The sequence below is a fragment of the Rhizobium sp. BT04 genome, from assembly GCF_030053135.1.
Taxonomy (GTDB): Bacteria; Pseudomonadota; Alphaproteobacteria; order Rhizobiales; family Rhizobiaceae; genus Rhizobium; species Rhizobium binxianense.
Window position 1 is genome coordinate 1,551,352 of record NZ_CP125652.1, and the last position, 20,190, is coordinate 1,571,541.

Genomic DNA, 20,190 nt, shown 5'->3' on the forward strand with positions numbered 1-20,190 from the left:
TTCAGTAGCCCGGCGCCGGCAGTTCGGCGCTCGGGTTGCGCTGGAACCATTCGACATCCTCGTTGACGCGGTCGAGGTCGTCCTGCACGTCGCGCTGGTCGCGGCGAATGTCGTGCATATCGTCTTCCAGATCCTCGATCCGCCGGCGCAGTTCCGAGCGGTCGCCGTCCTTGGCATCCTTCAGCTTGTCGGAAAGCTCATCGATCTCAGTCTCCTTGGAGCTATAATCGTTCTGCATCGAGGTCAGGCGCTCCTGCAGCCCGTGCTGCTTGCTGCCGAGGTTGAAGCCGCGCAGGAAGCCCGACGCGGCTTCCGGTGGGCAGACATTGGCGTAACCGCTGCCCGCCTGGCCGCGTGCAAGCCCGCTGAGCGGCGTGCAGTAGCGCACCAGGCCGGTCTGGTACCCCTGAAACCAGATTGTCTGGTCGGGCACGATCTTGACCCGCTCGCAGGATTTCGCATGTGCGGCGAAACGCTGTTGCGGCTCGTAACCCGCCGCCCCGTCACTCTCGCCGATCACCCGCCAGTCGGCGGCGACACATTCCTCCTTGGACAGCGTGTTGCAGGAGACAAGGAAAAGGCCGAAGCCGACAGTGGCGGCAAGCGCAAAGAACAGGCGGATCATGGCGTCCCGGGTAAAATGAGGAGTGCAATGACCGCAGCTTAGCCGCAGGACAAGCCCGCGTCACCGGAGCGGCGACACGATTTTGCAGTTTTCATGGCTTTTTTCTGTCAAAATTACGGCGAAAGCGACGATGTCAGAGCAACCGCATCACAGCGGTGGGGCAAGCCGCAGCGTATCCAGATCCTTCGCCAGCATCAGCGCCAGCGCCTCGACGGCGAGATTGTGGTCGTCGCGCTGCGGCAGGCCGGAGACGGTGACGGCGCCGATGCAGCCGGTGCCCTTGACGTTGATCGGAAAACTGCCGCCATGCGGCGCATAGTCGGCGCCATCAAGCCCGTTATCCTCAACCGTCTTGCCGTCCTTCTGCAGCTTCAGGCCGGAGGCATAGCTGCTGCGGAAATAACGCAGCACCATGTTGCGCTTGCGGCGGACCCAGTTGACGTTGTCGGGCGTAACACCGGGCAATGCCGCGTAAAAGACCGGCATCGAATGCAGGGTCACATCGATCGCAATGCCGAGGCCGCGCTCGGTGGCGAGTTCCTGCAGGAGCTTGCCGAGCTGCCATGCCGTCGTCAGGTCGAAAGCGTCGAAGCTCAGCGCCTTCTCCTGCTCCGCGATCCGGCTGAGATCGTTCTCGATTGTCATGGGTAAGCGCTCCTCTGCCGCGATAATCCGTGCAGACCATTCGCGCGGGAGCCGAAAAAGTAAAGCAAAAACTTGGACCTATGGCCTATCCCACCCGTCAGAGCTTCGGCGTCAGCATCTCGAAACGGTCGCGGATGGTGGCGCAGGTGTCGCCGCCGAGCCTCGCAATCGCATCGACCGCGGCCGGATCGACATGCAGCCTTTCCGGATCGACGACGCCGTCGCGGTAATGCGCATAAACGATCTCGCCCATGACGATCTGCCGCGAGCGTCCGAGCTCCAGCGTCACATGCCGCCGGCATTCGAAGGCGGCCGGCGCCTCGGCGATCCAGGGCGAAGCCACCTTCTCGCCCGGCATCGCGGTCAACCCCGCCTCCTTCAGCTCGTCGACGCCGCGCGGATATCTGGCGCCGCAGACATGCATCGCCTCGGCGATGGCAAAGGAGACGATGTTGACGGTGAAGACCTCGGTCATGCGGATATTGTGACCGGTGTCCTTGAACGACATATCGGCATTGTTCTCGACCCCGATCGCCAGGATCGGCGGATCGGCCGACAGGCAGTTGAAGAAGCTGAAGGGTGCGGCGTTGATCCGGCCATGCTCATCGACCGTCGTCACCAGCGCGATCGGCCGCGGAATGATCGTGCCGATCATCAGCTTGTAACGCTCGCGCTCCGAAAGCTGCGTGAAGTCGAAGGAAATGGCCATGGGTCAGCCGAGCTGCCCAGCCGGCGAGAAGGGGTTCATCGCGCCGGTAAAAGGTTTCGGCAGCGGCGAGGCATAGGAGCCGCGCTTGCTGGTGGAAAGCCCGAGCGATACCAGCGCTTCCGCCTGCTTGACGGCGGCCGCGACGCCGTCGACAACAGGCACGCCATAGATCTCCTGCAACTCGCGCGCCAGATCGGTCATGCCGGCGCAGCCGAGCACGATCGCCTCGGCGCCGTCTTCTGAAAGCGCCCGCTCGATCTCGGCCCTGAGCTTGCCGATCGCGCCCGAGGCCGCATCTTCCAGCTCCAGCACCGGGATGTCGGAGGCGCGCACCTTGGCGCGCTCACCCATGCCGTAGCGGCGTACGAGATTGTCGATCAGCACCCGTGACCGCTCCAGCGTCGTCACCACGGTGAAGCGCTGCGCCAGGAAGCCCGCCGTGACCACGGCGGATTCGCAAAGCCCGAGGATCGGCACATCGGCAAAGCTTCGTGCCGCCTCGAGCCCGGTATCGTCGAAGCAGGCGATAACAGCCGCGTCATAGCCCACCGCCTGCCGCTCCCTGAGTTCTGAGAGCAGACCGGGGATCGCCAGCGCGCCGTCGTAATGTCCCTCGATGGAAACCGGCCCCATGCGCGAGGTGGCGGCGATGATCTCCGTGCCGGCGGCTGCCACCGCGCGCGCGGCGGTCGCGGCCTTCTCAGTCATGGAGGCCGTGGTGTTCGGATTGACGATGAGAATGCGCATATCAGTTGATCTTTGCCTGCCGCCGGCTGAGCATCGTCATGATGCCGAGCGCGATGAGAATGATGGTGAACGAAAACAGCGTCGTCACCGTGCCGAGGGCATAGAGCACCGGCGTCGTCACGTTGGTCGTCATGCCGTAGATTTCGAGCGGCAGCGTATTGTAGCTGCCCGATGTCATCAATGTGCGCGCGAATTCGTCATAGGAAAGCGTGAAACCGAACAGGCCGACGCCGATCAGGCTCGGCGCGATCATCGGCAGCACGACATGGCGGAACGTCTGCCAGGAGCTGGCGCCGAGGTCGCGCGCCGCCTCTTCATAGGCCGGCGAAAAGCGGTTGAAGACGGCAAACATGATCAGCACGCCGAAGGGCAGCGTCCAGGTGAGATGCGCGCCGAAGGCCGACGAATACCAGGCGGGCTTCAGCCCTCCCTCCTGGAAGACGACGCCGATCCCGAGCGAGATGATGATCGACGGCACGACAAGGCTTGCGACGGTGGCGTAGAACAGCGCGGTCGAACCTGGGAAACGGCGGCGGAAGGCAAGGCCGGCGAGCAGCGAAACGACGACCGTCACCACCATCACCATCAGCCCGAGAGTGAAGGAACGACGGAAGGAAGCGCCGAAATCGCCGACCGCCTGCTTCTCGAACAGGTTGAAGAACCAGTGCGTGGAAACGCCGTTCATCGGGAAGGTCAGGCCGCCATCCGGCCCCTGGAAGGACAGGATCAGGATCGCCGAAAGCGGGCCGTAGAGGAACAGCACGAAGATGAAGAAGAAGATCGCCAGCAGGTAGAATTCGAGGCCGCGTTTTTCGTGGTTCATCTCAAAGCTCCTTGCGGATGTCGACGACGCGCAGAATGGCCGCGACCATCAAAAGCACGACGGCGAGCAGCACCACGGCGTTGGCCGCAGCCGCCGGATATTGCAGCAGCGACATCTGGTTCTTCATCATCAGCGCCACCGAGGCGCTCTGGCCGCCGGACATCACCTGCACCGTCGAAAAGTCGGCCATCACGAGTGTCACCACGAAGATCGTACCGATCGCCATGCCGGGTTTGGCGAGCGGAATGACCACGTTCCACAGCACCTGCCAGCCCGAGGCGCCGGCATCGCGCGCCGCCTCGAACAGCGACCGGTCGATGCGCATCAGCGTGTTGAAGATCGGCGTCACCATGAACAGCGTATAGAGATGCACCATGGCGAGCACGACGGCGAAATCGGAATAGAGCAGCCATTCGATCGGCTGCGGAATGATGCCCATCTTGATCAGCGCCGAATTGACAAGGCCGTTGCGACCGAGCACCGGGATCCACGAGATCATGCGGATAATGTTCGAGGTCATGAACGGCACGGTGCAGACGAGGAAGAGGATCATCTGCGTCGAGGTCCTGCGGATGTGGAAGGCCAGGAAATAGGCAACCCAGAATCCGATGACGAGCGTCAGCGACCAGACGATGGCGGTGAATTTCAGCGTGTTGAGATAGGTCTTCCATGTCACCCACGAACCGAGCGTATCGGTGTAGTTCATGGTGAGAAAATCGGGATAGAGACCGGCGAAATCATAGTCCCAGAAGCTGACGACTGATATCATCGCAATCGGCAGCAGGAAGAAGAAGCCGAGGATGACGAACAGCGGCGTCGCCTGGAGATAGGAGATCGCGGATGGGGAAAGCCTCAGTCCACGCCCGCCGCGCGCGCCATGGCCGTCCTCTTCCGTTTCCGCCGCGATGGTGGCCATATTCGCTTTCTCCGTTCTGATTACGTCGGGCGGGACGCCTGCCGGCACCTTTGCCTGGGTCGAGCCACTGGTCTCGCCCCGTCCTTCGGCCCCCTGCTGGGGAGAAGAGAATCGCGGCGGCGCCTGGGCCACCGCGAACCTTGCTTTCAGGCAGCGAGACTGAGAAGTCCCCTCCCCAACCCTCCCCACGAGGGGGAGGGAGTTTCACTGCCGCACCGCCTCCGGACTCCCTCCCCTTGTGGGGAGGGTTAGGGAGGGGAAAAATGGCAGTCGCCTTAGGCCGCGATGAACTCGTTCCAGCGGCGGACCATGTAGCGGTCCTCGTCCATGACGGAGTTCCAGCAGGCAACCGCGCCCATGCGGGCTTCGAAGGAACCGCCGTCGCGGACCGCACCGGCCTTCTCCATGACCTTGCCTTCAGGAGACAGAATGTCACCGGTCGCAGCCTTGCCTTCGATCCAGTAGCCCCATTCGTCTGCCGTCATGAAGTTCTTGGCGGTCTCCATGCAGGCGGAATAGTAGCCCTGGCGGTTGAGGTAGCCGCCGACCCAGCCTGACGTGTACCAGTTGATGTATTCGTAAGCCGCATCGAGCTGCGCGCCCTTGAGGTGCGAGGCAAGGCCGAGGCCGCCGCCCCAGGCGCGGTAGCCTTCCTTGAGTGGCTGGAAGGTGCAGGCGATGCCCTTGGAGCGAACGGCGGCGACAGCCGGCGACCACATGGACTGGATGACGACTTCGCCCGAGGCCATCAGGTTGACGCTTTCGTCGAAGCTCTTCCAGAAAGCGCGGAACTGGCCGTCGCCCTTGGTCTTGATCAGGAAGTCGATCGTCTTGTCGATTTCGTCCTTCGTCATGTTGCCCTTGTCGGCATATTTGATCTTGCCGGCGGCTTCCATGATCATCGCCGCATCCATGATGCCGATCGACGGGATGTTGAGGATCGCGGTCTTGCCCTTGAAAGCCGGATCGAGAATATCGGCCCAGCTGGTGATCGGACGGCCGGTGAGGTCGGGGCGGATGCCGAGCGTATCGGCATTGTAGATGGTGGGAACCATCGTCATCCACTGCGTCGGCTCCTTGGCGAACTTCTTGGAACCTTGCGCCTCAACGAAGCCGACCGTGTGCGGCGCCGTGCCCTGGGCAATCACGCTATCTGCCTTCAGCTTGCCGTTGATGAACAGCGGCACGATCTTGTCGTAATATTTCAGCTTCTTGACGTCCATCGGCTGCAGCGCGCCTGTTGGAAACACCTTCTTGGCGATCCAGTATTCGATGTCGGCAATGTCGTAGCTGTCGGGCTGGGTGACGGCGCGCTGGGCGGCGGCGTCGGAATCGGTCGCCGTCATCTCCAGCGTGATGCCGAGATCGGCTTTGCACTTCTCGGCAATGGCATTGATGTTGGAGACGCCGGTGCCGAACTGGCGAAGCGTGATGTTGGTCTTCGCCCAGATGGTGGGAAAGCCGGTGATGGCGCCGGAGCCGGCGATGGCGCCGACGGCGGCAGCACCCGTCTTCAGCAGCGTGCGGCGGGAGAGACCCTTCTCCGCCTTGGTCGATGTTGTCTCAGTCGTCATGTCAGTTCCCCTTTTCTTGATATGGAAGGTTCATGGTTCTTGATGGTGATGGTCTATGCGGAAGGTCGGCCGAGAAGCACTGCATCTTCAGGCGCCCAGCTGAGCGAAACGGTGTCGCCGACGGCAACCGGCCGAGCGAAATAGTCGCTGTCGTCGGCGATGACCGTGAAGTCGTCGCTGCCGGCGCCGAGAACGGTGATCTTCACGGAGGAGCCGCGATATTCGATGTTGGAGACGACGCCATCGAAGCCGAGCGTCCATTCGGTTGCCACCTGCAGCCGCACCCGGTCGGTGCGGATGCCGATATCGACGGGCTCGCCGACCGCCCTGCCCGTCCCGCGCACGGAAAAGCTCTGCCCCTCCGGCACCGTCATGACGAGCACGCCGTTCTCGCTTGAGGTCACCCGGCCTGACAGCACGTTGTGATCGCCCATGAAGCGGGCGACAAAGGCGGTTGCCGGCTTCTCGAAGACCTCGCGCGGGGCTGCCGCCTGCTCGATCCGGCCGTCATTCATGATGACGATGATATCGGCAAGCGCCATCGCCTCTTCCTGGCTGTGGGTGACATGCACGAAGGTGATGCCGAGCGACTTCTGTAGTTTCTTTAGTTCGGCGCGCATGCGGATCTTCAGGAACGGATCGAGCGCCGACAGCGGCTCGTCGAGCAGCAGCGCCTCCGGATCGGTGATCAGCGCGCGCGCCAGCGCCACACGCTGCTGCTGGCCGCCGGAAAGCTGGGCCGGGCGCCTGTCGGCATAAGGCTCCATCTGCATCAGCTTCAGCATCTCGAGCGCCTTGGCCCGCCGCTCGGCCTTGTCGACGCCTTTCATCTTCAGGCTGAAGGCGACGTTATCGATCAGATCGAGATGCGGGAACAGCGCATAGGACTGAAACATCATCGCCGTGCCGCGCCTGGCCGGCGGAAAATCGGTGACGACGACATTGCCGAGCCTGATATCGCCCGACGAGATGCTTTCGTGGCCGGCAATCATGCGCAGCGTCGAGGTCTTGCCGCAGCCCGACGGCCCGAGGAAGCAGCAATAGGAGCCGGCCGGAATCTTCAAGCTGATCGCCTGGACCGCGGTCGTCGCCCCATAGACCTTCGAAACGGATACTATATCGATCTCTGCCGCTTTCGACATCATGCCTTCCCCTGTTCGGACAAAACGATGCATCTGCCGTGCCAACTCCGCGGCGGAGCCAAAACCCTTATGAATCTGGGATGTCCACGGCTAGAGATGCGAGTGGGCAAATTATAGGCGCAATGATGTCTGCACATGATTTAGGCTATTGTCTGCGATTAATGCAAATGATCGTATACAATTTACGCGCTGCTTCGAGCACAAATTCCGTTTAACTTTTTCGGGGAAGCCGGATATGGTTTGCCGATCACCAGGAAATTGATTTTCATGAAATCCGTTGCCAAGGCCACGCAGGCCGAAGACTCCGCCGAAACCAGCGCACAACTGATCCGTGATTCCATTCGCGAGGCAATCGTCGAGCGCAGGCTTTCGCCGGGCACCAAACTTTCGGAAAACGATGTCGGCAACCTCTTCAACGTCAGCCGCACGCTAGCCCGCGCCGCACTGCAGGCGCTCTCCTATGAAGGCCTCGTCAGCGTCGAAAAGAACCGCGGGGCCTTCGTCGCCTACCCCTCGCCCGATGAGGCCCGGCAGATCTTTGCCGCCCGCCGCCTGGTCGAACCTGGCATATTGCGCGAGGCGGCGGCACGAATGACACCCGGTGACATCAGCCAGCTGAAACAGCTTCTGCTGGAAGAAGGCCGCCTGATGAGCGAGCGCGGCCAGACGGCACGGCGCGCCGAGATCAAGGCATCAGGCGATTTCCATCTGAGGCTGGCGGAAATCTCCGGCAATGCGATCATGCAGCGCTTCATGGAAGAGCTCGTCGCCCGCTCGTCGTTGGTGATCGCGCTCTACGGCCAGTCGACCGTATCGAGCTGCGGCCATTCCGAACACGGCGACATCATTGCGGCGATCGAAAATGACGAACTCGACCGCGCCTGCCGGCTGATGCTGCATCACATCGCCCATATCGAGGCCGACCTCGACCTGCGTGAACGCAAGAGCCTCGGCCTCAAGGAAGCCTTCGAACTTTAAAGCTGAAAAAGGGCGGGTGCCGCCTTCGCTGCCCGCCCTATCGATTCAACGGACATCCCAAATATTACCACGGCGTCTTCTTCGGCAGCACCTCGAAGGCCGCGAAGATGTCCTCCGCACTCATCGGCTCGCTGGAGCGCAGCTTCACCCGTCCGTCACGCCCGATCAGGATCAGCCCGAATTCGCCGGACGGCGGCCCTTGGAGCCGCTCCCGGATATCATCGGCATCGAGGTCCCAGTCGTCGTCGAACAGCGCAAACGCGCCGCCGCCGGCGATGCTGAACACCTCGACGTCCTCCTCGATGAGGCGCATATGCGCCTTGCGCAGCCATTCGTCCTGAATGTCGGCGCGGTCGTCCTGCGCGTCGGCGAAGATGATCAGCACCCGCTTCCTGTCGCGGAACTGCTCAAGCGATTGCGGAAGCTCAGGCTCGCGCCTGGGCGTGCCGATGAGTTCATGAACGATGGATTTCAGCATGGCATTCATTCCTCGCCCGTCTCTGGCGGCGGGCTGTGCATGCCGAATTAAACGGCTGGGAATGAGCGAGGTTCCGCCGGCAAGCGGAAAAGGATCGCAGCCATGGCCGCGATCCTCACTTTGTCAGTCGCGGCTCTGGTCTTCGGCCGCGTGGGCCGAAACAGCGACGAGATCGGCCGTGCCGTTGGCAAGAAGGCGCTTGCGCACCAGCACGCGCATGACGCGCGCCGCCGTCGAGAAAGTCATCTGGTCGAGCGGGCCTTCGCCTTCCCACGGCTTGGTCAGCCGTTCGGTGACCGCGCCGACGATATTCATCGGCACGATGTCGGTGCACGTACGCATGGCTTCGAAAACGAAGCTGATGGGGATGACCCGTCCTTCGTGCGTGACGATCGGCTCGGTCAATTCGCTGTCCCATTCCTCGAAGGCGTAAAGCGCTTCGCGAAACAGCTGCTGGAGGTTAAACGGCGCGTGGCCGTCATGAAGTGGCGGCAGGGCATTCATCATGTCTGTCTCCTCTTGATGGGTTGAAGCCAAAGTCCTCCGGTATCGGTCGCGCCAACGCGGGGAACGAGCGATTTGCTGCCCCTGCGAACCGATTAACACTATTGATTCTATAGAGTAACGCGCCGGGGTAAAGCCCATTTATCGGCCATCTTGGAAGCTAATTCCATAACACGCTGATATTCTTGCATGTTTTAGTCGAAATTTTCTCATCGATCACCGTTCTGGAAAATCCATGCCGCCGGATCCAGATGCCTTCGAACGGCACGATCGGAGGAAAAAACCCAGGAAATTCACGGAACTTTTGCCGCTGTAATTTGTTTTGTTCTCACAATTCGCAAATCAGTCTGGGGTAATCCAATGACGCAAATCCGTGAGCCGGAGCGCCGAAGCAGAATTCTGCGCGGCCGCCCCTATAGCCTTGACGAATTCGCCTCCAAATATGGCCTGGGAGGGGAACAGGCGGAGAGCCTCTTCACCCGGTTTGGGCCCTCTTCGATCGAGCTCGACCTGCTCATGGCGGCCAAGCGCCGTTCGCCGGTTTTGCAGGACAAAATTGCCGAATAACGCTTTTAGAGAATGGACTGGATAGATGAGCAGCCGACGTCACGAATGGATCAGCAAAAGAGCTTACGCGATCTGGGAAGAACAGGGCCGCCCGCACGGCCGTGATGATGAACACTGGCGCCAGGCCGTTGCCGAGCGCGATGAACTGGAGCGAACGCGGGCCTCTTCCGATGGGCGCGAGGTGCTGGTGAAGTTTCGCCCGAAGGCGCAACGGCCCGAGGTGCCGCGCGACGGCTGGGTCAACCCTTCGACAAAGGTCGGCTGAGCCCATCTCGGCAATTCACGGAATATCGATGAGCCCGTTGCCGGAGGAAACTCCGGTGGCCGGCCTCGTCCTTCGAGGCCCCTGCGGGGCACCACAGGATGAGGGCGGGAGAGGGCGCCGCTTGCCTCACAGCACACTGATCGCCCATCAGCCACGCGGTACCACAACTAGCCCTCGTCCTGAGGCGCTCAGACCGAAGGCCGGAGCCTAACGGGGGCGGTGGCTGGAGCATTCCAACGCCGCCCGATTGCTGCCCATTCACTCCGCATGGTAGTCTCCCATCTTGGACGTTACCGTCTATATCCTCCGCTGCAGCGACGGCTCTTATTATACCGGGCTGACCAAGCAGGAGGTCGAGGCGCGTGTCTGGGAGCACAATGCCGGCACCTATGACGGCTACACCACCAAGCGCCGCCCCGTCGAACTCGTCTTTACCGAAACCTACGACCGCATTATCGACGCCATCGCCCGCGAGCGCCAGATCAAGGGTTGGTCGCGCCGCAAGAAGGAGGCGTTGATCGCCATGGATTATGGAGCTTTGCCTGATTTGTCGAAACGCGGGCCGATCGAGGCCAAGTGAGCGCGTGTGATCGGTGGCCGGCCTCGTCCTTCGAGGCCCCTGCGGGGCGCCTCAGGATGAGGGCGGAGAGAGGGCGCGGCTTGCGTCACCGAAAGCGGAGCGCAGCGGCCAGCCCCGTCCTTCGAGGCCCCTTACGGGGCACCTCAGGATGAGGCTGGAAAGAGGTGGCAGCCCGGCTCAACGGGAAGCTCGCAAGTTATCCCAGGCGGCAGGCACCACAATCAGCCCTCATCCTGAGGCGCGCAGGCCACAGGCCGGAGCCTCGAAGGACGGGGGCGGGTGATGGCCCCTGCCGCCTGGCAGCAATGGCACAGTGAAACCGTCTCCGCCAACGTCCCTGCTCCCGCTGGAGACGCTTCATCAAGCATATCTGCATAAAACATTGGATAAGTGCTTCGCGTCCACCCGCCCGCGACATTGCCGCTCGACACTCTCTGTGCAAAATCGGAAACGGATGAGACTGAAACGTGTTCGTTCGCGAGCACCGATTCACGCGCCGCCAGGGGCGCCGCGGCGTCGATTCCGGGGCCCGGTCGATCCTGTTTATATCGGGGAAAAGCCAGAAACCCGCGGGGGCGGGCCATGTCAGAAGACGTTGTGTTCCTTGCAAAGCGCCCGGTGGACCTCGGTCCAGAACAGCGCCAGCGGGGTGTCGCCGTTGCGTTCGGCAACGAGGGCGCGGATCAGCGCTTCGGAGCCCGCCATGTCCTGCCAACTGGATTTCAGGCCCTTGGCGGCCTGTTGGCATTCGGCAATCTCGAATGGTCTCTTGCTGTCCATATGAGGTCTCCTCGTGGATAGGCGCTAGCAGACGAAGCCCGGATTGTCATTCCCCGCATATGTGGGGATGCCTTGTATTTGTGACGGTCCTCACGGTAGGATTGAGGGAATGGGGCAGTGGAAATGATCGAGAATACCTATAGCGAAAAGTTCGAACCCGCATTCGAACAGATCAAGGCCGCGGTCAATGTGGATGCCGCCATCCGCATTCTCCAGGCTGAATATGGCCTCGATTTCGTCACGTACCATCTCGCCCAGACGATCGCGAGCAAGATCGATTCGCCCTTCGTGCGCACCACCTATCCGGATGCCTGGGTCTCCCGCTATCTCCTGAACAGTTATGTGAAGGTCGACCCGATCGTCAAGCAGGGCTTCGAACGCCAGCTGCCCTTCGACTGGAGCGAGGTCGAGCCGACGCCGGAGGCCTATGCCATGCTGGTCGACGCCCAGAAGCACGGCATCGGCGGCAACGGCTACTCCATTCCCGTCGCCGACAAGGCGCAGCGCCGCGCGCTTCTATCGGTGAATGCCCGCTTACCGACCGACGAATGGGCCGAGCTCGTCCGCCGCTGCCGCAACGAATGGATCGAGATCGCCCATCTGATTCATCGCAAGGCCGTCTATGAGCTGCACGGCGAGAACGATCCGGTGCCGGCATTGTCGCCCCGCGAAATCGAGTGTCTGCACTGGACGGCGCTCGGCAAGGATTACAAGGATATCTCGGTCATATTGGGCATATCCGAGCACACCACGCGCGATTACCTGAAGACCGCCCGCTTCAAGCTCGGCTGCGCCACGATCTCGGCCGCCGCCTCGCGGGCCGTGCAATTGCGCATCATCAATCCCTAGCATCGGCCCGAAAATCAAATCAGTTTTCGGAAAGCACGATGCCTCGATTAACAAAGCCGGAGCGTCGGGTCCTTGCCGCGCCGCGGTTGCACCTGACTCGACTCATCATACTTTTGGGCTAATCCCCTCATTTGAGGGGGCCCATCTGAGGGAATTTCCGATCCGGCCTGCCTGAACCATTCTGCTTTCCACGGACTTGCAAACGCTGGAGGGCAAAATGTTCGTTATCATTCAGGCACATGAGTATCAGAAATACGCTGCCGTACTCGATCAGATGTTTCGCCTGCGCAAGAAGGTGTTCGCCGATACGCTCGGCTGGGACGTTCCCGTCGTCGGCCCTTACGAACGCGACAGCTACGATTCGCTGGCTCCCGCCTATCTCGTCTGGTGCAACGACAGCCGCACCCGCCTTTACGGCGGCATGCGCCTGATGCCGACCACCGGCCCGACCCTTCTCTACGACGTCTTCCGCGAGACGTTCCCCGATGCCGCCGATCTCATCGCCCCCGGCATCTGGGAGGGCACGCGCATGTGCATCGACGAGGAGGCGATCGCCACTGATTTCCCCAATATCGATGCCGGCCGCGCCTTCTCGATGATGCTGCTTGCGCTTTGCGAATGCGCGCTCGATCACGGCATCCATACGATGATTTCCAACTACGAGCCCTATCTCAAGCGCGTCTACAAACGTGCGGGCGCCGAAGTGGAAGAACTCGGCCGCGCAGACGGCTACGGCAAGTATCCCGTCTGCTGCGGCGCCTTCGAAGTGTCGGACCGCGTGCTGCGCAAGATGCGCGCCGCCCTCGGCCTGACCCTACCCCTTTATATCAGACACGTGCCGGCTCGTTCGGTCGTGACGCAATTCCTGGAGATGGCAGCATGAAACGCATCGTTGAAACCGCTACGCAGAAAGACATCGGCATGCTGGAGCGCCATGTTCTCGCATCCCGCGACATCGCCACGCAAATAGGCGATCCCTTCCTCTCCTATCTCCTCTCGATGGCGCTGTTCACGATCTACGAAAAGAAGGCTCATCACGAGAACGAGGCGCTGAAGAGCAGCTTCGGCTGAGGGCGCGACCCCCTCCGCTGCACCCGAAGACGAGCATGTCTCCCGGCGCCTCGCGCGCAGCCGCAAAACCAGTCCCCGTTTTGCGGCTGCGCGCCCCTGTCATGTCATCAGGCAATCCAGTCACGTCATCAGGGAATCGATCGTCGAGATCAGTGCGTCGTGCATATAGGGCTTCGGCAGGAAGGCGGCATTGGCGGGCAGCGCCATGGGGTCGAGCCGCACCATGCCCGATGTGATGATGATGCCGATGTTCGGCCGCATCGCCCGCACCCGCTTGGCAAGTTGGAGACCGTCCATCGAACCGGCCATGTTGACGTCGGTGAACAGAATATCGACATCCTGCCGGCCCTTCAGCACCACCAGCGCCTCATCGGCATTCGCCGCCTCCAGCGCCACATGGCCGACATCCTCCAGCACATCGAGCACATTGAACCGGATCACCGGTTCGTCCTCCACGATGAGCACCACGGCACTGTTCAGAGCCACCATCAGCAATCGACCTTTTCATGCGGGATATGATTCGAATAAGTGTCTTCCGCTCTGGAAGGTTCCAGTGCTTTTGCCCGCGAAATCGGCCTCATCCACAGATCTTGCCCTGCCCGCTTGTGGCTCCCTGCAATTTGGGCTAGAGCGAACCGATGCTGTGGGAACCATTGCCCCGGCATCCAGGTGCCGGCCTCCGGCACCAAGGGCCTGTAGCTCAATGGTTAGAGCCGGCGGCTCATAACCGCTTGGTTGGGGGTTCGAGTCCCTCCGGGCCCACCAACGTTTTCTGCAGGCTCCTGTTTTTCCTGCTGATCTTTGTATTCTAGGTCCCACTTTTCAAAACTTGAACCGCCAAGCGGGATACTTTTGGTCTCGTTTCGATCCGACAGAAGCAGCTTTGCGCTCGCGCCCGCCAATTTCGTACGACGAGCCGCGCGGGTGTACAGTCTGCCTGTTGAGTCGTCGTCCATCCAAAAATCGCTGACTACTGCTGATAGCTCCCATCCCTGCTCGACATCTTGATCTCCTCGCAGTGGAGCTGGTCGGATCCCGACAGGTAGCGCCGCAGGTTGCCCACCTGCATGTTTTTATGCCGCGGGCAATTGCCACTAGTTTCATGCGGCTTGCACAGCCCGCAGGCGGCTTTCCGCGGGCGCTTTCTCTTGTGATGCATGTCCATCTCCGAACGAAGCCGGTGCGCCCCGATGGCGCACGCGTTTCTTTCGGGGATGGATGAAGGTGCTGTTCATCGGCACTCTTTACGACAACGGCGAAGGGCGGAAAAGCCGCCGGCCGGTGATGCCGACGGCGCGCTGGCGCTAGGGTTGGTGTCCGCGGCAATGCCGACTAAAAATCAAAGTACACGGTCACACCTGACCGACGGCGATAGGGGTAATCGTCGCGGTAGCCGTAATAGTCGCGATGGCCGTAATACCGCTGACGGTAGCACGAGCCGTAATACCTGCAGTCGCGGTAGGCGTGTCGCCGTTCCCAGTGGCGATTCGCGTGCCATTTATGATGTTTCCGGTGTTTGACCTGCTCGACGTCGCCGGTGCGCACATGTACTGCGTTCGGCACCACGATCGGTGTGGCGTTCAGCGGCAGAGCGAAAGATGCAGCCAACACTATGGCTGCGAGTGACGAAAAAAGCATCTTCATCATCGGCGCATCCTTTCAGGCTGTGAGTCTGGGTTAACAGGCATTAACCTTCGATGAACGGCCCAGCGGCGCGAAGTCTTCACTTGTATGCCAGTCCGCTATTCCGACCGTTTGCATTGCTATTCATTCCCCATATGGATCGACAATCTGGCGCCCTTCAACAGGGCTGGGGAGCATCTAAAGCGGATGATGCCGAGAGAAAGGCGGACTTAAGTCGGACTGGCAACTCCAGGCCCTACTGTTCATATTAGCCTTGAGGCATGTTGAAGATCCGTGGAGGGCGGATCAGGAGGAGACTATGAAGTTCGGCCCCGACAACTACAGCTACGAAGAGCGCTGCTCGCAAGGCCACAGTTCAGCATCGACGATCGCAACCATCGAGGCAGCCCTGTCCGCAGATCCGGACATCGACAACAGCGCCATCGAGATCCGGATGCTCGGCCCTGTCGTCCTGCTCGAAGGCTATATCACGAAAGCCGCAGACCGCGACAAAGCCATCTCGCTTGCGGCGATGATCGTCGGCGAGGAGAATGTCCACGACCGGATGCTGAGCCGCTTCCCGACGCAGTAGCGAGCGTTGTTCCGCGAGCTCGGACGTACCAAGAGGGATGGCGAAACCCTGCGCCTGCAGAATGCTTCAATCTGACCCGGAAAGTGGATGTGACTATTTAAACATGCCCACAGGCATTCCGTGTAGCGGAGGAACTATATCTTATCGGTGGCGTTTACCGGGACACTCAAGATCCTGGGAGGATATTATGAAAATACTGGTCATCTCTGCCGCATCGCTGTTTCTGTCACTCGGGGGAGCGGCGTTCGCGCAGACGACGACGGTCGTCGTCCCTGGCGAGGTCAAGACCTATGTCCAAAAACAGGAAACGCCATCCGTCACCTTTGAAGGTGACGTCGTAGTCGGTACGCCGCTTCCTGACACGGTCGAGATCCACACAATCCCCGATCAACCTGATTACGGTTATGTGGTCGTCAACAAAAAGCGCGTGCTCGTCAATCCGAAGACCCGCGCGGTGATTGAGGTCATCCAATAACTTGAAAGCATCGCGGGCATGTTTCCAAGGCCCGCGATGCTTTATCATTCCACCTTCCTTCGCATCAGGTGCCGTTCGCTCGGCGATCGAGAGTTGAATTCAGCTTGGCATCCGCCGCAGCGAGCTGCATCAAATGACGTCGTTGCCATGAAACGCAGAAAAAGTTCCGTGTAGCTTTTCTACTGCTGATCGACGGACAGTTCTTAGAACTTCACGCCGATTCCGAACTTGAGTTCGTGCTGGTCGAGGTCGACATCAACGCCGAGAATGTCCTTCTTGCCGAAGTCGTTATACCGGTACTCTCCACGGGCGAAGATGTTGTTGGTGATGGCAAAGTCGACACCAGCGCCGACAGTGTAACCGTTGAAGGTCTCCGTTTCCTTGTCGAATCCCGGCAGGTCCACGTATCCACGCGTAGCGGTCCATCCAGCTGCGCCATAAAGCAGCGCTCTGTCAAAGGCGTAGCCGACACGACCACGCACAGCGCCGGCCCAATCGGTCCCAACGTCCGCCCCCAGCGCTCCCTCTTCGTTCCAGTTGTATTCGAGGTTGCCCTCGATACCGACAACGATGTTGTTGTCGAACTGGAAATTGTAACCCGCAAATCCACCAAAGACGCCGCCGTTGAAATCCTGAGAATCGCTGGCGCCGCCGACGCTGAAGTCACCGTTCAGCCAACTGGCGCCGCCATCCATACCAAGATACGGGCCTGACCAGCTGAAAGCTGGCGCAGCCGTAACAGGTGTGGCCGGGACGTCCTGCACGGCATCCGCTGCAAACGCGCTCGTTGCGACAAGTGCTAGTAAAGTGGTGGCGATCGTTAGCTTCATTTTCGTTTACCCCCATGTCTTGCAACATACTAGATACGGCCCAACTCAACAAATAGCGGTAACGCTAAAGACACACTCGCAAAACTATAGGGTAGAAAACATATGCGCCAAAGTGGGCATGGCAAGTATCGCGCCCGCTAATAACTGCAGAACCGCCCGTCGCTGGGTCTGAACCCGTCCGCGCAGGCCGGGTTCAGTGGGCGACCCTCATGATAGTAGCCGCCGCCGATCGATGAAGTCTGATCGAGACTTCCGGACGAGGCGCAGGCCGAAGTGATCGTGGCAAGGCTGATCAGCGTTCCGGTCGCGATAAAGGCGAAAAATCGGTTCGTCTGAACTTCCCCTTGGAAGGGGCATGGCTGTAGCAGCAGCCAGACGCCGGGCAGAAGGGCTCAAAGGGTGCATGTGGCAAACGATCAGCGTTACAGAGCCAAGCTTCAATAGTTGCCAAGATTTTTGGAAGCCGCAGACCTCTGCCTTGATTTATCAGGCGGCGAGAACGCCGCTATCTCACACATACTTATATCAAGCCTGTAGAGATTACAGAGTGAACTAATCTGCATGGGCTGGGTTGAGTGGGCGACTTTCCTGATAGTAACCGGCGATCGATAAAGTCTGATCGAGACTTCCGGACGAGGCGCAGGCCGAAGTGATCGTGGCAAGGCTGATCAGGCCGGTCGCGATAGAGGCGAAAAATCGGTTCATCTGAGCTTCTCCCTCGGGGGATGTGGCTTTTCTTCCGCGCAAACAGACTTCTATATTTCGTTGCAAGATCGCACGCGGGACTGCGACAAGAAGTATGCGCCACCGTTGCCAACTATCGGCTATGGAGACTTACCGAGAATGATCGGAAATTTCGCGTTCATGCGTCAGCCTGATCGTCGAGCTACCTGCCTTTTGATCGCGATTGTGGTAGTTATTAATGGATGTCGTTGTTCTCGGGAGGGTAACTATTCATGGTCGTTCACAGGGATATGACTAGCGACGAATGGAAGTGGCTTGTGCGCCTTTGCCAACACGAAGCGGATAGCATTCCTAAGGAAATCGAAGCGCGGTTTACCGAACTTGGGCTCTTGGGGCCGAATGGTCTTTCGGACAATGCCAGGAATTTGGTTCAACATGAACTGCTGGCAGAGCGGCGAAACAGACTGCAAGGGCTTCACTGACTGATCACTTTAGACGCCAAGCAGAAGTCCAAAGCGGTGATGTCGATTGCGAGATCCAAGCCGGAGATCCGACTTTCTCGGCGGCGGGCGTTTCCTAGAGCGGCTATTTCGGCCGGCCGCAGACAGCTGGTCGCAATCGCCCAGCCGCAATTTGGACCTATGGAAATTCCGTTCGCTCGGTCTCGGGAAAGCTGCTCATCGATTGGACCATACGGACGATGTTGAGGCAAACATCGGCTTCCGCGCGATGACAGCACTCGCTGACTTGTCCCACGGCGTCGGGCTGATCAGCCCTCTTTTCTAGTAACTACAAGACCGCCCATCGCTAGGCCTGAATCCGCCTCCACAGGCTGGATTGAGCGGCTGACTTTCGTAATAGTAATCGCCGCCGATCGACGAAGTCTGATCGAGGCTGGTGGACGTGCAGGCCGAAATGATCGTGGCGAGGCTGATCAGCGTTCCGGTCGCGATAAGTGCGAAAAATCGGCTCATCTGAGGTTCTCCTTCGCAGGGGCATGGCTTTGCCCCGGCCAAGCAATCTACCACGCCACAGCGAATGCAGGCATTGATTGATGCCAATCGACTGCTCTCGGCGGCCTCTCGTAACGCTAAAGTGATCGTCTTTCCGCCGATCTTTTCAAGCCCATGCACCGTCACATAACTGTCATGCAAAATTGCCCATTGTTATGGCAGGTTGAGCAAAATATATGCTGCCGGCTAACAAAAAAAAGAATGAGTGAACTGCTATGAGTGCCATACAGAAACTTTTCAATCGCCGGCTCCTGAGCCGTTTCGTCAGTGGTCTCGGCGCTGTTCCCCAGCGTTTTCGCGACGCGCGCGAAGAACGTAAGCCCGCCATCCATCCATCCTTCATGGATGATTTCGGCGCCTAGTCGCCAACGCCTCCGCTGACCACCGGGTAAGGCAAACGACCTTATCCCGGCCGGCCCTCCTCCTCAGTTCACGACAGGTGCAGCCGGTTCGCCCCAGCTGGCAATCGGGTGGCCGCCCTTGGTCGCCACCCTGATATCATAGAGCGCGAGCGAGGCCTGGAGCTGCCGCATGTCGTTGCAGCGATTGATGATGGCGCCGATATATTGCACGCAGTCGCTGGCGCTGCCCTGCACGGAGCCCGTGGCCCAATCCTTGACGATCCCGTCGGCGCCCACCAGGAAATAGGAAAGCCGGTTATTCTCAGAAACGGTGGAGCTACCGACCAGGCCGGCGAAATTCGTGCCGGTCTCGGTCCTGGCGGCCGGCGCCATATGCCGGTAGATCGTCATGCCGTTTTTCAATGGCGTCGCGCCGATCATCGGCCCGAAGGTCGCTTCGGAACCGGAAAGCCGCGCCATCGGCGACTGGCCGAGATTGGCGATCTCCGCATAGGGTTTGCCCAGCGCATAGCTGGTGTAAGAGCGGTTGGCGGCGTTCTCAGCCTTTTCCGCCACTTGAGAGCACCCCGCCAGACCGATGGTGAGGCTGATCGAAAGAATTGCCATGAATCGCATGCTGCCCCCTTGCCGGCCACACCGTGTGCTCTGCGGCCGCCGCTTGTTCCTTAACCCGCCATATTTGCTATCAGGTTTGCGGGATTTGGGAAGCGGTCGCCTCGCCACGTTGGTTTATGCAATTGTTTGCTTGCAGCTTTACCGATGTGCCGTGGCCACCTATCGAGCCAGATGATGGAATCGAGCACGCCGATCCTCGCGCACGTTCGCCGGCATCGGTCATGCCAGCGGTCCTGATCAGGCTGCGACGGAGAGTTCCTTACGGAACCAGATCCGGTCGACAGGCCGGCCTGCGGCATGCCCGCTGATCCTGCCGAATTCGACATATCCAAGTTTCGGGTAAAAGTCCGGCGCCTGGGTCGAGAGCGTGTCGACGCAGGCCGTTACAGCGGCGCGGCGGCGCCCTTCTTCTTCCGCCGCCGCCATCAACTTCGTGCCGATGCCGCTCAACCGCAGCGATTTTGCCACCCACAGATTGCCGATGAAAAGAATCGAGAAGGAAACGGACGCCGTTATTCCGGCAGTAAGCCCTCCATTCCCTTGCCAGACGATGGCGAACGCCTCACGCCTGATCTCAGCGCTCTCGTTGAAGGCAGTCAGGCCGTCGGAAATCGCAGTTGCGATCTCAGGCGGAACGGGATCAAGGGTTTCGAACATGGTTTCCTCATCATCGATGATCGCCGTAGGATAGCGACCCATCGGTTCCGGTCCAGCCGTTTTCAGCTTTTAAGGATCAGCCGACG

29 protein-coding genes and 1 tRNA gene are annotated in these 20,190 nt (G+C 60.2%); 11 read left to right on the top strand and 19 right to left on the bottom strand.

What is annotated here, in order from left to right:
• Position 1 precedes the first annotated feature (1 nt).
• The 8 genes from QMO82_RS16170 to QMO82_RS16205 form a co-directional block, all read right to left on the bottom strand.
• On the bottom strand, positions 2 to 625 hold the full coding sequence (locus QMO82_RS16170; RefSeq protein ID WP_183608130.1) for a DUF2799 domain-containing protein: 624 nt from the start codon (positions 623 to 625) through the stop codon (positions 2 to 4).
• 147 nt (positions 626 to 772) lie between these two features.
• On the bottom strand, positions 773 to 1,270 hold the full coding sequence (locus QMO82_RS16175; protein ID WP_028756352.1) for a heme-degrading domain-containing protein: 498 nt from the start codon (positions 1,268 to 1,270) through the stop codon (positions 773 to 775).
• Positions 1,271 to 1,367: 97 nt separating this feature from the next.
• Complete coding sequence (locus QMO82_RS16180) at positions 1,368 to 1,979, bottom strand: flavin reductase family protein (protein ID WP_183608129.1); 612 nt, start codon at positions 1,977 to 1,979, stop codon at positions 1,368 to 1,370.
• A gap of 3 nt (positions 1,980 to 1,982) precedes the next feature.
• Complete coding sequence (locus tag QMO82_RS16185) at positions 1,983 to 2,726, bottom strand: aspartate/glutamate racemase family protein (RefSeq protein WP_183608128.1); 744 nt, start codon at positions 2,724 to 2,726, stop codon at positions 1,983 to 1,985.
• A gap of 1 nt (position 2,727) precedes the next feature.
• The gene (locus QMO82_RS16190; protein ID WP_183608127.1) at positions 2,728 to 3,549 is read right to left on the bottom strand and encodes an ABC transporter permease; all 822 of its coding nucleotides are present in this window, start codon (positions 3,547 to 3,549) and stop codon (positions 2,728 to 2,730) included.
• Between the two features lies 1 nt (position 3,550).
• Positions 3,551 to 4,465, bottom strand: coding sequence for an ABC transporter permease (locus tag QMO82_RS16195; protein WP_183608126.1), 915 nt, complete (start codon positions 4,463 to 4,465; stop codon positions 3,551 to 3,553).
• 275 nt (positions 4,466 to 4,740) lie between these two features.
• A complete protein-coding gene (locus tag QMO82_RS16200; protein WP_183608125.1) occupies positions 4,741 to 6,039 on the bottom strand; it encodes a PotD/PotF family extracellular solute-binding protein in 1,299 nt (432 codons plus the stop codon).
• A gap of 53 nt (positions 6,040 to 6,092) precedes the next feature.
• Positions 6,093 to 7,181, bottom strand: a complete 1,089-nt coding sequence (locus QMO82_RS16205; protein WP_183608124.1) for an ABC transporter ATP-binding protein — start codon at positions 7,179 to 7,181, stop codon at positions 6,093 to 6,095.
• Positions 7,182 to 7,448: 267 nt separating this feature from the next.
• On the opposite strand from QMO82_RS16205, the gene QMO82_RS16210 reads away from it, so the two are divergent.
• Positions 7,449 to 8,159, top strand: a complete 711-nt coding sequence (locus tag QMO82_RS16210) for a GntR family transcriptional regulator (RefSeq protein ID WP_183608123.1) — start codon at positions 7,449 to 7,451, stop codon at positions 8,157 to 8,159.
• Positions 8,160 to 8,223: 64 nt separating this feature from the next.
• Here the strand turns inward: QMO82_RS16210 and QMO82_RS16215 are convergent, their stop codons facing one another.
• Complete coding sequence (locus QMO82_RS16215) at positions 8,224 to 8,637, bottom strand: DUF4174 domain-containing protein (RefSeq protein WP_183608122.1); 414 nt, start codon at positions 8,635 to 8,637, stop codon at positions 8,224 to 8,226.
• A 123-nt stretch (positions 8,638 to 8,760) separates the two neighbouring features.
• A complete protein-coding gene (locus tag QMO82_RS16220; protein WP_097620834.1) occupies positions 8,761 to 9,144 on the bottom strand; it encodes a hypothetical protein in 384 nt (127 codons plus the stop codon).
• A 357-nt stretch (positions 9,145 to 9,501) separates the two neighbouring features.
• Here QMO82_RS16220 and QMO82_RS16225 point away from each other — a divergent pair, with 357 nt between their 5' ends.
• The 3 genes from QMO82_RS16225 to QMO82_RS16235 all read left to right on the top strand — a co-directional run bounded on the left by QMO82_RS16225 (position 9,502) and on the right by QMO82_RS16235 (position 10,553).
• Positions 9,502 to 9,708, top strand: a complete 207-nt coding sequence (locus tag QMO82_RS16225; protein ID WP_097620833.1) for a hypothetical protein — start codon at positions 9,502 to 9,504, stop codon at positions 9,706 to 9,708.
• A gap of 25 nt (positions 9,709 to 9,733) precedes the next feature.
• Positions 9,734 to 9,973, top strand: coding sequence for a DUF2934 domain-containing protein (locus QMO82_RS16230; protein WP_183608121.1), 240 nt, complete (start codon positions 9,734 to 9,736; stop codon positions 9,971 to 9,973).
• Positions 9,974 to 10,256: 283 nt separating this feature from the next.
• On the top strand, positions 10,257 to 10,553 hold the full coding sequence (locus QMO82_RS16235; RefSeq protein ID WP_183608120.1) for a GIY-YIG nuclease family protein: 297 nt from the start codon (positions 10,257 to 10,259) through the stop codon (positions 10,551 to 10,553).
• Between the two features lie 585 nt (positions 10,554 to 11,138).
• Here the strand turns inward: QMO82_RS16235 and QMO82_RS16240 are convergent.
• The gene (locus tag QMO82_RS16240; protein ID WP_183608119.1) at positions 11,139 to 11,333 is read right to left on the bottom strand and encodes a hypothetical protein; all 195 of its coding nucleotides are present in this window, start codon (positions 11,331 to 11,333) and stop codon (positions 11,139 to 11,141) included.
• A gap of 123 nt (positions 11,334 to 11,456) precedes the next feature.
• On the opposite strand from QMO82_RS16240, the gene QMO82_RS16245 reads away from it, so the two are divergent.
• The 3 genes from QMO82_RS16245 (at position 11,457) to QMO82_RS16255 (ending at position 13,253) form a co-directional block, all read left to right on the top strand.
• Positions 11,457 to 12,182, top strand: coding sequence for a LuxR family transcriptional regulator (locus QMO82_RS16245; RefSeq protein WP_183608359.1), 726 nt, complete (start codon positions 11,457 to 11,459; stop codon positions 12,180 to 12,182).
• Positions 12,183 to 12,399: 217 nt separating this feature from the next.
• Complete coding sequence (locus QMO82_RS16250; RefSeq protein WP_183608118.1) at positions 12,400 to 13,065, top strand: acyl-homoserine-lactone synthase; 666 nt, start codon at positions 12,400 to 12,402, stop codon at positions 13,063 to 13,065.
• Complete coding sequence (locus tag QMO82_RS16255; RefSeq protein WP_097620357.1) at positions 13,062 to 13,253, top strand: hypothetical protein; 192 nt, start codon at positions 13,062 to 13,064, stop codon at positions 13,251 to 13,253. The genes QMO82_RS16250 and QMO82_RS16255 overlap by 4 nt, the downstream gene beginning before the upstream one ends.
• A 120-nt stretch (positions 13,254 to 13,373) precedes the next feature.
• Here the strand turns inward: QMO82_RS16255 and QMO82_RS16260 are convergent, their stop codons facing one another.
• Positions 13,374 to 13,742, bottom strand: a complete 369-nt coding sequence (locus tag QMO82_RS16260; protein WP_097620356.1) for a response regulator — start codon at positions 13,740 to 13,742, stop codon at positions 13,374 to 13,376.
• A 200-nt stretch (positions 13,743 to 13,942) separates the two neighbouring features.
• Here QMO82_RS16260 and QMO82_RS16265 point away from each other — a divergent pair.
• Positions 13,943 to 14,018 (top strand) — tRNA-Ile (locus QMO82_RS16265).
• A gap of 567 nt (positions 14,019 to 14,585) precedes the next feature.
• Here the strand turns inward: QMO82_RS16265 and QMO82_RS16270 are convergent.
• Positions 14,586 to 14,897, bottom strand: coding sequence for a hypothetical protein (locus QMO82_RS16270; RefSeq protein WP_183608358.1), 312 nt, complete (start codon positions 14,895 to 14,897; stop codon positions 14,586 to 14,588).
• A 298-nt stretch (positions 14,898 to 15,195) separates the two neighbouring features.
• On the opposite strand from QMO82_RS16270, the gene QMO82_RS16275 reads away from it, so the two are divergent.
• Positions 15,196 to 15,468, top strand: coding sequence for a BON domain-containing protein (locus QMO82_RS16275; RefSeq protein ID WP_183608117.1), 273 nt, complete (start codon positions 15,196 to 15,198; stop codon positions 15,466 to 15,468).
• Between the two features lie 187 nt (positions 15,469 to 15,655).
• Complete coding sequence (locus QMO82_RS16280; protein WP_183608116.1) at positions 15,656 to 15,943, top strand: DUF1236 domain-containing protein; 288 nt, start codon at positions 15,656 to 15,658, stop codon at positions 15,941 to 15,943.
• Between the two features lie 203 nt (positions 15,944 to 16,146).
• Here QMO82_RS16280 and QMO82_RS16285 read toward each other — a convergent pair whose 3' ends face one another.
• The 3 genes from QMO82_RS16285 to QMO82_RS16295 form a co-directional block, all read right to left on the bottom strand.
• Entirely contained in the window at positions 16,147 to 16,773 is a 627-nt protein-coding gene (locus QMO82_RS16285) for an outer membrane protein (RefSeq protein WP_283196650.1), read from the bottom strand.
• Between the two features lie 137 nt (positions 16,774 to 16,910).
• On the bottom strand, positions 16,911 to 17,141 hold the full coding sequence (locus QMO82_RS16290; RefSeq protein WP_246718322.1) for a hypothetical protein: 231 nt from the start codon (positions 17,139 to 17,141) through the stop codon (positions 16,911 to 16,913).
• Between the two features lie 184 nt (positions 17,142 to 17,325).
• Entirely contained in the window at positions 17,326 to 17,478 is a 153-nt protein-coding gene (locus QMO82_RS16295; RefSeq protein ID WP_183608114.1) for a hypothetical protein, read from the bottom strand.
• A 251-nt stretch (positions 17,479 to 17,729) separates the two neighbouring features.
• Here QMO82_RS16295 and QMO82_RS33835 point away from each other — a divergent pair, with 251 nt between their 5' ends.
• Positions 17,730 to 17,939 (top strand): hypothetical protein, encoded by a 210-nt coding sequence (locus QMO82_RS33835; RefSeq protein ID WP_097620350.1) that lies wholly within the window; start codon positions 17,730 to 17,732, stop codon positions 17,937 to 17,939.
• Positions 17,940 to 18,239: 300 nt separating this feature from the next.
• On the opposite strand, the gene QMO82_RS16300 is transcribed toward QMO82_RS33835, so the two are convergent.
• The 3 genes from QMO82_RS16300 to QMO82_RS16310 form a co-directional block, all read right to left on the bottom strand.
• Positions 18,240 to 18,431 (bottom strand): hypothetical protein, encoded by a 192-nt coding sequence (locus QMO82_RS16300; RefSeq protein WP_246718305.1) that lies wholly within the window; start codon positions 18,429 to 18,431, stop codon positions 18,240 to 18,242.
• Between the two features lie 464 nt (positions 18,432 to 18,895).
• Entirely contained in the window at positions 18,896 to 19,447 is a 552-nt protein-coding gene (locus tag QMO82_RS16305; RefSeq protein ID WP_183608113.1) for a hypothetical protein, read from the bottom strand.
• A 237-nt stretch (positions 19,448 to 19,684) separates the two neighbouring features.
• A complete protein-coding gene (locus tag QMO82_RS16310) occupies positions 19,685 to 20,146 on the bottom strand; it encodes an N-acetyltransferase (RefSeq protein ID WP_246718303.1) in 462 nt (153 codons plus the stop codon).
• Positions 20,147 to 20,190: the final 44 nt, after the last annotated feature.

Coding starts and splice junctions, on each gene's coding strand:
- QMO82_RS16240 (WP_183608119.1), bottom strand. CDS start 11,333: ATGGACAGCAAGAGACCATTCGAGATTGCCGAATGCCAACAGGCCGCC.
- QMO82_RS16200 (WP_183608125.1), bottom strand. CDS start 6,039: ATGACGACTGAGACAACATCGACCAAGGCGGAGAAGGGTCTCTCCCGC.
- QMO82_RS16220 (WP_097620834.1), bottom strand. CDS start 9,144: ATGATGAATGCCCTGCCGCCACTTCATGACGGCCACGCGCCGTTTAAC.
- QMO82_RS16230 (WP_183608121.1), top strand. CDS start 9,734: ATGAGCAGCCGACGTCACGAATGGATCAGCAAAAGAGCTTACGCGATC.
- QMO82_RS16255 (WP_097620357.1), top strand. CDS start 13,062: ATGAAACGCATCGTTGAAACCGCTACGCAGAAAGACATCGGCATGCTG.
- QMO82_RS16170 (WP_183608130.1), bottom strand. CDS start 625: ATGATCCGCCTGTTCTTTGCGCTTGCCGCCACTGTCGGCTTCGGCCTT.
- QMO82_RS16305 (WP_183608113.1), bottom strand. CDS start 19,447: ATGCGATTCATGGCAATTCTTTCGATCAGCCTCACCATCGGTCTGGCG.
- QMO82_RS16250 (WP_183608118.1), top strand. CDS start 12,400: ATGTTCGTTATCATTCAGGCACATGAGTATCAGAAATACGCTGCCGTA.
- QMO82_RS16245 (WP_183608359.1), top strand. CDS start 11,457: ATGATCGAGAATACCTATAGCGAAAAGTTCGAACCCGCATTCGAACAG.
- QMO82_RS16295 (WP_183608114.1), bottom strand. CDS start 17,478: ATGAACCGATTTTTCGCCTCTATCGCGACCGGCCTGATCAGCCTTGCC.
- QMO82_RS16175 (WP_028756352.1), bottom strand. CDS start 1,270: ATGACAATCGAGAACGATCTCAGCCGGATCGCGGAGCAGGAGAAGGCG.
- QMO82_RS16210 (WP_183608123.1), top strand. CDS start 7,449: ATGAAATCCGTTGCCAAGGCCACGCAGGCCGAAGACTCCGCCGAAACC.
- QMO82_RS16260 (WP_097620356.1), bottom strand. CDS start 13,742: ATGGTGGCTCTGAACAGTGCCGTGGTGCTCATCGTGGAGGACGAACCG.
- QMO82_RS16280 (WP_183608116.1), top strand. CDS start 15,656: ATGAAAATACTGGTCATCTCTGCCGCATCGCTGTTTCTGTCACTCGGG.
- QMO82_RS16300 (WP_246718305.1), bottom strand. CDS start 18,431: ATGAGCCGATTTTTCGCACTTATCGCGACCGGAACGCTGATCAGCCTC.
- QMO82_RS16310 (WP_246718303.1), bottom strand. CDS start 20,146: ATGGGTCGCTATCCTACGGCGATCATCGATGATGAGGAAACCATGTTC.
- QMO82_RS16215 (WP_183608122.1), bottom strand. CDS start 8,637: ATGCTGAAATCCATCGTTCATGAACTCATCGGCACGCCCAGGCGCGAG.
- QMO82_RS16195 (WP_183608126.1), bottom strand. CDS start 4,465: ATGGCCACCATCGCGGCGGAAACGGAAGAGGACGGCCATGGCGCGCGC.
- QMO82_RS16190 (WP_183608127.1), bottom strand. CDS start 3,549: ATGAACCACGAAAAACGCGGCCTCGAATTCTACCTGCTGGCGATCTTC.
- QMO82_RS16205 (WP_183608124.1), bottom strand. CDS start 7,181: ATGTCGAAAGCGGCAGAGATCGATATAGTATCCGTTTCGAAGGTCTAT.
- QMO82_RS16180 (WP_183608129.1), bottom strand. CDS start 1,979: ATGGCCATTTCCTTCGACTTCACGCAGCTTTCGGAGCGCGAGCGTTAC.
- QMO82_RS16275 (WP_183608117.1), top strand. CDS start 15,196: ATGAAGTTCGGCCCCGACAACTACAGCTACGAAGAGCGCTGCTCGCAA.
- QMO82_RS16185 (WP_183608128.1), bottom strand. CDS start 2,726: ATGCGCATTCTCATCGTCAATCCGAACACCACGGCCTCCATGACTGAG.
- QMO82_RS16285 (WP_283196650.1), bottom strand. CDS start 16,773: ATGAAGCTAACGATCGCCACCACTTTACTAGCACTTGTCGCAACGAGC.
- QMO82_RS16270 (WP_183608358.1), bottom strand. CDS start 14,897: ATGAAGATGCTTTTTTCGTCACTCGCAGCCATAGTGTTGGCTGCATCT.
- QMO82_RS16225 (WP_097620833.1), top strand. CDS start 9,502: ATGACGCAAATCCGTGAGCCGGAGCGCCGAAGCAGAATTCTGCGCGGC.
- QMO82_RS33835 (WP_097620350.1), top strand. CDS start 17,730: ATGGTCGTTCACAGGGATATGACTAGCGACGAATGGAAGTGGCTTGTG.